Origin of the sequence: Cylindrospermopsis sp. CR12, assembly GCF_001432185.1 — a bacterium.
In the GTDB taxonomy this organism is placed as follows: domain Bacteria; phylum Cyanobacteriota; class Cyanobacteriia; order Cyanobacteriales; family Nostocaceae; genus Raphidiopsis; species Raphidiopsis raciborskii.
This window is the reverse complement of sequence record NZ_LMVE01000080.1, coordinates 1-9,524: the sequence shown is the minus strand read 5'-3', so window position 1 is coordinate 9,524 and position 9,524 is coordinate 1. Positions and strand designations below refer to the sequence as shown.

10 protein-coding genes are annotated in these 9,524 nt (G+C 39.3%); 5 read left to right on the top strand and 5 right to left on the bottom strand.

Annotation, left to right across the window (positions count from 1 at the left end):
* Both ASL19_RS09130 and ASL19_RS09125 read left to right on the top strand, forming a co-directional pair.
* A partial coding sequence (locus ASL19_RS09130; protein WP_057178092.1) for a hypothetical protein occupies positions 1 to 261 on the top strand: 261 nt, incomplete at its 5' end.
* Positions 254 to 535, top strand: a complete 282-nt coding sequence (locus ASL19_RS09125; protein ID WP_057178091.1) for a hypothetical protein — start codon at positions 254 to 256, stop codon at positions 533 to 535. The genes ASL19_RS09130 and ASL19_RS09125, both read left to right, overlap by 8 nt.
* 39 nt (positions 536 to 574) lie before the next feature.
* Here ASL19_RS09125 and ASL19_RS09120 read toward each other — a convergent pair whose 3' ends face one another.
* The 3 genes from ASL19_RS09120 to ASL19_RS09110 form a co-directional block, all read right to left on the bottom strand.
* The gene (locus ASL19_RS09120) at positions 575 to 1,522 is read right to left on the bottom strand and encodes a zinc-binding dehydrogenase (RefSeq protein WP_057178090.1); all 948 of its coding nucleotides are present in this window, start codon (positions 1,520 to 1,522) and stop codon (positions 575 to 577) included.
* 37 nt (positions 1,523 to 1,559) lie between these two features.
* Entirely contained in the window at positions 1,560 to 2,948 is a 1,389-nt protein-coding gene (locus ASL19_RS09115; RefSeq protein WP_057178089.1) for a pentapeptide repeat-containing protein, read from the bottom strand.
* Positions 2,949 to 3,030: 82 nt separating this feature from the next.
* Complete coding sequence (locus ASL19_RS09110; protein WP_057178094.1) at positions 3,031 to 3,990, bottom strand: protochlorophyllide reductase; 960 nt, start codon at positions 3,988 to 3,990, stop codon at positions 3,031 to 3,033.
* Positions 3,991 to 4,337: 347 nt separating this feature from the next.
* Between ASL19_RS09110 and ASL19_RS09105 the strand changes: the two genes are divergently transcribed.
* A complete protein-coding gene (locus ASL19_RS09105) occupies positions 4,338 to 5,114 on the top strand; it encodes a tetratricopeptide repeat protein (protein ID WP_082604675.1) in 777 nt (258 codons plus the stop codon).
* A gap of 286 nt (positions 5,115 to 5,400) precedes the next feature.
* On the opposite strand, the gene ASL19_RS09100 is transcribed toward ASL19_RS09105, so the two are convergent.
* A complete protein-coding gene (locus tag ASL19_RS09100) occupies positions 5,401 to 5,658 on the bottom strand; it encodes a hypothetical protein (RefSeq protein WP_057178087.1) in 258 nt (85 codons plus the stop codon).
* A 245-nt stretch (positions 5,659 to 5,903) separates the two neighbouring features.
* Between ASL19_RS09100 and ASL19_RS09095 the strand changes: the two genes are divergently transcribed.
* A complete protein-coding gene (locus tag ASL19_RS09095) occupies positions 5,904 to 6,920 on the top strand; it encodes a hypothetical protein (protein ID WP_200959841.1) in 1,017 nt (338 codons plus the stop codon).
* Positions 6,921 to 7,083: 163 nt separating this feature from the next.
* Here ASL19_RS09095 and ASL19_RS09090 read toward each other — a convergent pair whose 3' ends face one another.
* Positions 7,084 to 7,977, bottom strand: a complete 894-nt coding sequence (locus ASL19_RS09090; RefSeq protein ID WP_057178093.1) for a transposase family protein — start codon at positions 7,975 to 7,977, stop codon at positions 7,084 to 7,086.
* A 60-nt stretch (positions 7,978 to 8,037) separates the two neighbouring features.
* On the opposite strand from ASL19_RS09090, the gene ASL19_RS18930 reads away from it, so the two are divergent.
* Entirely contained in the window at positions 8,038 to 9,249 is a 1,212-nt protein-coding gene (locus ASL19_RS18930; RefSeq protein WP_057178086.1) for a calcium-binding protein, read from the top strand.
* Positions 9,250 to 9,524: the final 275 nt, after the last annotated feature.

Below are 9,524 nucleotides of genomic sequence, written 5' to 3'. Positions count from 1 at the left end.
GCACTTCTAGAAACAGTGGCTATACATCAGCGTAATTTTGAAGTAATGCAGCGTAACTTTGACAGTATGGTTACAGAAATGAGAGAGATACAGTTAGAAATTAGAGAAATGCGATCAGACACTAGAGAAATGCAATCAGAAATTAGGGAGATGCAATCAGAAGTAAGAGAAATACAACTGGATGTGAGGGGTTTGCAAACTGAAAATCGTCGCATTTTAGATATTCTCCAAAATCTTCCACCCGGGGGAAGTTATGAGTAATCAAGAACGGATAGATAACATGGAAAACCAACTGATTGATATTAGATTAGCTGTGAGTGCACTTCTAGAAACAGTGGCTATACATCAGCGTAATTTTGAAGTAATGCAGCGTAACTTTGATAGTGTGGTTACAGAAATGAGAGAGATGCAATCAGAAATTAGAGAGATACAATCAGAAGTAAGAGAAATACAACTGGATGTGAGGGGTTTACAAACTGAAAACCGCCGCATTTTAGATATTCTGCAAAATCTTCCACCACAAACGGATGGATAAAAAACCAACTAATTGATATTAGATTAGCAGTAAGTGGGCTCATAGAATATGCAAAACTGCTTTACCAGGAAAACTTCTTTCCATCAACTTTTGTGCTATGTTGGCAACTTCGTTCCATGACGCTTCTATCTCAATATGGGGACGTAATTGGGCAGATTCCACTAGCTCCAACAACCATTTTAACCCTATAGCCGCTGGTTCTTGTTTCAATTCATGAAATACTATTAACCCATATATACTCGCACCACCAAGAGCATAAAGATTGCCTGCGTTAAAGGTTACTTCCCTTCCCCCAGTAGCTCCAAATACCACAGCTGTTCCATTAGAGTCCAGAAAATTGAGAGCTTGACCAAGAATATTACCACCTACAGAATCTACAATCAAGTGATAGGGTCCGTATACTTGAGCAGATGAAATATCCTCACCAATGACCACGTGACGAGCTCCCGCTTGTTTGACTACAGATTCATATTTAGATTGTCGTAGATGTGCAACTACTTTTGCTCCGCTTAATCGAGCCAGCTGAATGGCAAAGTTACCAACTCCACCAGATGCACCAGTAATTAACACGGATTTATTCAGTAGAAAACCACCTTTTTTCATGATATGGTAAGCTGTTAGACCTGCTATCGGTAGGGTAGCAGCTTGAGTAAATGATACAAAGTGTGGTAATTCGGCCAGAGAATGGGTGGGTACTGGGACTAACTCTCCCCATGCACCACTGGGAACATAACCTACTACCCGTGTTCCCACAGCAGGACCAGAACCATCAGCAGCGGATTTTTCTACAGTACCAGCTAAATCCCAACCAGGACGCCAACCAGGAGTAGCTGTACTAGCACGTCTGAGTTCACCGCGATTTAATGAAGTTGATGCAACTCTAATCAAAGCTTCATTCGCAGTGGGTGTGGGTACGGGAACTTCTTTTATTGTTAAGCGCCCGGGTATATTAGGGTCAACTACAATAGCACGCATTCTATCACTCATAATTATCAATCAAAAAGATTCAAGATATTAAGATACATCAAATTTCATTTCTTGCCAATTTATTTGGTATTCCTTCACAACCACCAGGTATGGTAGTTCTGGATTTCTCTCCACACCAAGCACAACAATAGTAACGAGTTGATTCTGACATTCTTTGTACATCAGTAAAATCCACGTTCTCTACCACTGCTCCTGTATGCTCCCCTGTTTGATAGTTAGGAGGTTCAGTACGACTGCGAGGTGAAGCTTGCTCTGCTGACCCATAAAACAAACGTATACCATTTAAATCTGCTTGGTTAATATTTGCCTCGTATAGTATAGCACGAGATAGGTTAGCCTTGACTAAATCGCAACCACTTAGGTTAGCATGAACTAAATTCACTTCCGTTAAGTCTGTCCAGCGTAAATCAGTATTTGATAAATCAGAACCCGCTAACATTACTCCTAAATCTATAACCCGGGTTCCATATAATCTGTCTTCAGCATAACCACCCATACCATCAAGAATGGGTCTACCTAGACGACGGTCACGTTGTAAAGGAGTGAGGAGTTTAGAGCGAGAAAGAAATCTGAGTATTTTGGCTTTTCCACTAGCATCTACACTACTAAGAATTGCAGAGGTGCGCCCTTCAGCGATCGCTCTTTCTTGGGGCCAATCTTCTAATAGTCCTTCCTCATCTAAGACTAAGTCAGAAATTCCTTGAAAGTAGGAATCTATGGTTTGTTGTTGGGTAATAATATTTTGCTGAACTGTGAGTAGATTTTGTTGAATAGTTAGATCTTTGGAAATTATATATTGTCTCCAGGCCACATAAACAGCAATTATAGCTATAAAAATTTGACCCAAAGCTCCAAACCAATCTGCTATACTTCCTAAAGTATCCCAATTAATTTTCTGAGTTTCCTTGATGAGAACATTACCTAAACCCAAGAATTTTAAGCTGCCAATAATGGCAAAGGTAAGGGCGACAAAACCTAAAAAAATCTTCTGATCTTGTGGAGAAACCCACTCTTTAATAATTGCTCTCAACCAGGGTAAAAGTAGTTTTAAGCATAGGAAAATATTCAATATGGTGCTGATAACACCCAGAAAACTATTATTAATAGTCGCACTGATAATAGTCAAGGCGATCGCCAGGAGGGTAAAGATAAAATCTTGAGAATTAGCACCGGAGGTCAGGGTAGTGTTGTGGGAGAAAATAGAGGTAGATTTTTTGAGAAAATTGGTATATTTCGGGGATTGTAAGAAGGAAATAGCAGTTAGGGCTTGTTGAGCAAAGAAACGTTCTGAAGCCAGTGTATTTTCACCCGCTTTACCATCAAAATCATCTGGGTGTAATTGATGATCTAGCAAATGGTTACCTGATAAACTGTGAGAATCAGGACTTAAATTAGAAGTTGAATTAGAATTAGACTCCACACTCATTACTTGCTCAAACCTCAGAAAACATTAAATAGTAAATATATAGGAGATACTAAATAGTAGATAGCCCCATTCCCCCGTCTCCTTAGACGATTCCAACCAACTTAGCACTCAAATTCCACATCTTTTCGGCTTTTGCATCATCACTAGCTTCATTAGAAACCTTTTGGGCAAAAGACTGACGATTTTTCTTTTGTCTATTACCCCAACTCCAATAGATTCCAGACTGATTGTAGGTTGGGTCAGCAACCACTTGTGCCACTCTTTCACCAGCTTGTTCTTCTGTCACAAACCCACCGGTAATATATTTTTGAAAAATGGGGAACAGTTTCTGAAATAGTGGATAGTGATTGCGGAAAAGTGCCGTGGTAGCTACACAACCTGGATAGAGGGAACTAAAGGTAATACCTGTAGAATCATGATAGCGACGGTGCAATTCTCGCATGGTCAAGACATTGCATACCTTACTATCTTTATAGGCTTTCACCGGCTCAAATTTTTTTCCATCAATCATAGAATAGGGAGCTTTAAATCCAGCTGCAAACCCTTGTAAATCCCCCAAATCAGGTCGAGGGGGAATTTTACCTCCTAGCTCGTTCGGGTTATGGGTAACCGTCCCCAAAATTACTAACCTTGGTTCGGGAGCAGAGGATTTTTTCAGATCCTCTAACATGAGATTGCACAGAAGAAAGTGACCCAAATGGTTCGTGGCCACACTCAACTCATAACCATCAGGACTATACAAAGGCTCTTTTAGTAAGGGCATGTAAATAGCTGCATTGCACACCAAAGCATCCAAAGTTTTACCAGTGGATCTGAACTCTTGTACAAATCTTCTGACACTATCCAATGACGCTAGGTCTAAATTTATTATAGTATAGCTATCCGGAGCAATTCCTACTGCTTGGGCCACTTTTTTGGTTTTTTCTAGATCCCGACAAGCCATAACCACATGCCAACCCCTGGCTGCCAGAGATTTAGCTGAGTATAAGCCCACACCAGAGGATGCACCAGTAATTATAACTGTTGAATGAGGTTTTTCCATGTTTATATTTAAAATGTTGACTGTATTTTGGTTTTTATTGTGACATTCTACCGCAATAGCGGAGATTTTTAGGCGATTCTCACTAAAGTCCACTTAATTGTAGCAAGAAGTGCCTCAAATGTAAAGCCTTCCTATATGGGGACTGAGCTTCCAAACCATAATTTCCGATCATTCCTGTAAAATCCTTGACTAAATACACTAAAAATGATATTGTTTTTAGTGTATTCTTAGTCTTTTTTTACTAGTTTTGTTGAAATCTTTATTTTTCAACGGGGAAAATAAAAGATAATTAGTCCTATTATGGTTGATTTAGATACCTCATTGGCTGATTAAACAATCATAAAATTATGCTAGGAGATGATATTTTGCGTAGTTGTAGTATGTTTATTTTTCGACGCTTGATTACATCTGGGTTGATTGGTTTCCTAGTAAGCAGCTGTGCTGATGCAGCCCAATCTTCTACGGAATATACAAAACAAATTGTTCAGGAAAATAACGTAGCACGGCTAATGGCCCAGGTTCAGGATAGTCAAAAAGTCTCAAATCTATTGAGTCAGGGCAATGGTTTCTTAGATAGGGGACGCTACGAAGAAGCACTTCAGCTCTATAACCGGGTAATTGAAATTCAAAAGGATAGTGTACCATCATGGGTAAATAGGGGAAATGCTCTATTATCGCTAAAACAATACGAAGAAGCATTGAGATCTTATAATCAGGCGATCGCCCTCCGCCCTAACAAAAATGAAGCCTGGTATAATCGAGGAAATGCCCTATCAGCATTAGGTCGTTACGAAGAGGCAATAAGGTCATATAACGAGTCTATAGTGATTGAGCCAAATAAATTTGAGGCATGGATAAACAAGGGAATTGCCCTGACAAAACTAAGACGCTACCAGGAAGGTTTGGCATCCTATAATCAAGCAATTAGCATCAATCCGAATTTCGCCGCCGCATATTATAATAAGGCTTGTAATTATGCCTTACAGAAGCAGACAGACTTAGCTGTGAAGTCTTTAGCCAAAGCTATTAAGATGGAACGTCAAAAATATACTGAACTAGCAAAAGCAGATAATGACTTTATTCAAGTTAAGTATAACAGGGAATTTCAAAATTTACTGAAATAAACACCATTTTCAATTAACTTAATTTCAGCAAAAGACCCCCGATTTATCGGGGGTTGTAAAAATCACTTTTTCGGTAATCTTTACTAGCTGGCCAAAGGATTGGCAAAAACGAAGGTTGCACCTGCAGCATTCACTCCGTTAAGAGTAGCAATTAACACACCATTTAGGCTGATATCACTACCACTGAAGGTGAGGTCACCCTTAGAGTTGGCAACCTGGTTAGTAATGCCTATTACATCCGTACCGATGGTGTAGTCAACAATCGTGTTAGATGCTTTTAACTTGGTTACGATTTTGTCCCTTCAGAGTAAGGAATATTAATCACCGATCCTTCATCCGTGACCAGCATAACCACCGGATCATCATAAACGCGGCGCTCAGTTGCCACAAGGTTATAGGTTGCATCCAGAATGGGGAAACTGTAGACCGGCGTAAACTCAATTTTGGCAGTGATTCCTGCTATAGGAGTGAAAGGTTCAATATTCACCTCCAAATGACCATAATGTTTGCCTCCGTCCACGAGTTGAGGCACACCATCAATCACTTTCCAAACCTACGAATGGGAGATAAAAGCAAACCCAGTGTCATGAGCTAGGTGTTCGAGATATGGAACAAAATTTTTTAATCAAAAGATTAAAGAATTATAACTTTGTCTTAATCTATAAGTGACATTCTCGTAGCAGGATCAGATAGTCATATGTGGTTATGTAATAAATCAGGTTTTCCTGAATTTGCCCAACTCAGATTTATTGATTCAATAACCAAACACAAAGCTAATTAAGGAATTTTATGCCTACATCATTTGATACAACCCAACCATCTCAAGTCAAAGGGCTAATTGGTTACACGGTTGACCCTATTTTTACTGTTGGTGATAACATAGATGGCTATGTGGCCCCTGGTATTCTTGATGGTATTGGTGCTTATTCACTAAACGATAGAACTGTACGTGTATATGTTAACCACGAGTTAGGCAGTACTGCTGCTTATAAGTACAGTCTAGCAAATGGTACACAACTGAGTGGTGGAAGGGTTAGCTACTTCGATGTTGACAAGCGCACATTGAAAATTGTTGGTTCTGGTCTTGCTTATAAGAGCATCGTTAACCGCGCAGGTAATGTCGTGTCATCTCCTGCTGTATATAACAAAACTACCAATCCTAACGGTTTAGATATAGCTAATGGTTTAAACCGTTTATGCTCTGCTGAGTTATTTAAAGCAAATCAGTTCGGTCCTGGTAGAGGTATAGTTGATAACATTTTCTTCACTAGTGAAGAAAGTGGAGCATCATCAAACTATGCTTTGGATACTAAAACTGATATCTTATACGCATTGCCTTGGTTTGGTCGTGCTGGGTTCGAGAACGTTACACAGGTAGACACAGGTACGACTGATAAAGTTGCTTTTATCATCGGTGATGATCGCTCACCTGCAACTGGTGTTCCTTTAATTCTTTATGTTGGTACTAAGGTTCCTAGTAGTAGTGACTTCCTAGCACGAAATGGTTTAACTGGTGGTAAGCTGTACGTTTGGGTTGCTGATGATCCTACTAATGCTACTGATCCTATTGAGACAGACCCCAGACAATTCAATGGTAACAATAACTCTCTAAACGGTAAGTTTGTTGAGATCAAGCATTACGATGCTACTAAAGCCGATACAACAGGATATGATTCTCTAGGATTTGTTACCCAAGCAACACAAGATACCTTGGCCTTTAGCCCCACTGATCCAAATGCAAAGGCGTTCGGATTCGTTCGTGTTGAAGATGTTTCTACCAGTCCTAAAAGACATCTCCGGAAATAGCCAAAGCGTTACCAATACTACTTTTTAAGGTGAGACACCCCAATACAAAAGTAGCTGACTGGTATGCTAAAATAAGCGTTAGAGATGCCTCTTGTTGGGAATTAACCAAAAGATAACACCTATCTGAGATAATTTATTTTTAGCCAAGTCCAAATCTTGATAACTAAAATAAGTAGGTTCCCATTCGGAAACGAACAAGTCCACAAATAGTCATGATTACCTGTTCATACTTACTTGAATTTAATCGAAATCTTTCTTGTGCCACTCTGAATATTTTCACTACACGAATTAAATGTTCAACAAAAATTCGTTCGGAAGCTAACTCTTTATTTTTTTCTTTTTGTTCAGACGTTAATTCTTGGTTTTTAGGTTTTTTTGTCGGAGTTTTCATTAACTCCTCTCCTTGATAAGCTTTATCACCACTAAATTTTTGTTTTTTATCAAATATATTTCTGGTTTCACGGAATAAATTTACATCACTTTTTGGACCAGGTTTACCCGCTACTACATCAACAATATCTTTACCATTTGGTAAAACGATTAGTTGACTTTTTCTAGTATGACAGGCTTTTTTACCTGAATAATATTTTTTTTGTTCTTGGTACTCTCCAGGTCTGTCTATAGGCTGTTCATAGCTATCCACTATTAACTCAAATTCTGTTAATATTTCTTTAACGACTTCGTAATCACTGGAGTTTTTTTTTACCTGTTCTAGCAAACTTGGTGGCAATAATTCTCCTATTATTGGCAACCAATAGTTAAAGATATCATTTGCAGTTGTTTCACTTACTCCAAATTGAATACCTAGTAGCTGAAATGTTGTTAACTGCCGTAAATATGTTAATGTTAAGATTATTTGCTCCGACGGTGATAATTTGGGTTTGCGCCCTCCACCGCCTTGAATAATTCGGGTTTTTTTTGATTCAACCAATTGTTGTTTCTGATGATGCAGTTTTATGGCTTTTTCCAAAAGTTGCTGTAACTGCTCATACTTCAGACCCAATAAACGGTGTGATTCGTGAGGATTATTCTGGATATATTCAGATATGTTGCTCATAATAAGTTGCCAAAAATACCATTTCATATTATTTTATCACACTTTGATTCTTTTTCGGAGATGTCTAAAGATGGCACAATAGTTGCATTTAATGCAACAGGTAACTCTAGTCTGTTTGGTGGTCAGGATTCTTGGGGTACAGTCTACAGAATTGATATTGACTTCAAGAACATCAATACTGGTGACATCGTAGGTAAAGTAGATATCCTCAACGATGGTAATGTATCAAAAGATGCCGGTTTGCGTAGCCCTGATAACCTTGTTTGGGCCGAAGATGGTAAAATCTATCTTCAAGAAGATCCTGCTGTTAGCGATTTTGGTAAAACTTCTGGACTAGCAAATTCTATCTTCGTTCTTGACCCATCAGTAACTAATCCCTCTTCTACCTTAACCCGTGTTGCGATCGCTGATCGGTCACCTGCTGCTTTTCCTTACAATCAGACAGACTCTGCTCCTACTGATCTTGGTAACTGGGAAACCTCTGGTATTACTGATGTCTCCAATTTGTTTGGTAACGCTCCTGGTTCAATGTTACTATTTGACGTACAAGCGCACTCTTTCAAGGATGGCAATATTGCCAGTCAAAACCTTGCTGAGGGTGGTCAGTTATCATTCTTAATTGCGCCTAAAGCTAATCTTGTTCAAGATACACAATTATTTTTTGGTACATCTAGCGATGATACTATCGTAAGCGGTACCCCAGGTTTTGGTGGTATTAATGATGTCCTCTTTACTGGCGCTGGTAATGACAAAGTTGATAGTCCAACAGCAGGTGCTTTAGCTGGTGGTAATAACGTCTTTACTGGTAGTGGTAAAGACGTTATAGACGTAGCTGATGGCGATCGCATTTTTGGTGGTAGTGGGAATGATGAAATCTTCGCCACGGATGCCAAAGACTATCGCCTTTCCGGTGGATCTGGAAATGATGATTTTTATCTGGGTGCTAATGGTCGCGCTTTAGGTGGTGATGGAGATGATAAATTCTTTGTTAGTGAAGGTGGAGGTAATGTAATCTCCGGTGGTGCTGGTGCAGACCAGTTTTGGATCGCTACCGGTGATATCCCCAAAGTTGACAACAAAAACGTTGCCAATACCATTGTGGATTTTCAGATTGGTACTGATGTTTTGGGTATTAGGGGTCAAGTCCAGGGCTTTGGCTTTAAGGATCTAACCTTAACCAATAACGACATTATCATCAATGGCAACACTATAGCTACTTTAATCGGAGTAAATACTAGCACACTCACTGCTAGTAACTTTGTTTTTGCCTAGTTTTTCTGCTCATTAATGTCTACCCAAACCACCTTAACAATCTTGGTAGGTGGGGTGAGCGAAGCACTCCCTATGGGGGAGACCGGGAATTCATTCCTGGTCTCAAAGCCCAAGTCAGTTGGGTTATTACAGCAATTTTCATGTAGTTAAACTACAAAATAAGATAAGCTATAATAAGGGTAATAAACTAAAATAGGGATCTCAACGCCAGTTGGCAGATGTTAGTATCACAACCATGCATCGAGCCTTAGAAAAGTTGGGTCTACGTCATAAAA

Bases quoted from the DNA above. Each gene is read 5' to 3' on its own strand.
- ASL19_RS09125 (WP_057178091.1), top strand. From the start codon at position 254: ATGAGTAATCAAGAACGGATAGATAACATGGAAAACCAACTGATTGAT.
- ASL19_RS09120 (WP_057178090.1), bottom strand. From the start codon at position 1,522: ATGAGTGATAGAATGCGTGCTATTGTAGTTGACCCTAATATACCCGGG.
- ASL19_RS09115 (WP_057178089.1), bottom strand. From the start codon at position 2,948: ATGAGTGTGGAGTCTAATTCTAATTCAACTTCTAATTTAAGTCCTGAT.
- ASL19_RS09110 (WP_057178094.1), bottom strand. From the start codon at position 3,990: ATGGAAAAACCTCATTCAACAGTTATAATTACTGGTGCATCCTCTGGT.
- ASL19_RS09105 (WP_082604675.1), top strand. From the start codon at position 4,338: ATGCTAGGAGATGATATTTTGCGTAGTTGTAGTATGTTTATTTTTCGA.
- ASL19_RS09095 (WP_200959841.1), top strand. From the start codon at position 5,904: ATGCCTACATCATTTGATACAACCCAACCATCTCAAGTCAAAGGGCTA.
- ASL19_RS09090 (WP_057178093.1), bottom strand. From the start codon at position 7,977: ATGAGCAACATATCTGAATATATCCAGAATAATCCTCACGAATCACAC.
- ASL19_RS18930 (WP_057178086.1), top strand. From the start codon at position 8,038: ATGTCTAAAGATGGCACAATAGTTGCATTTAATGCAACAGGTAACTCT.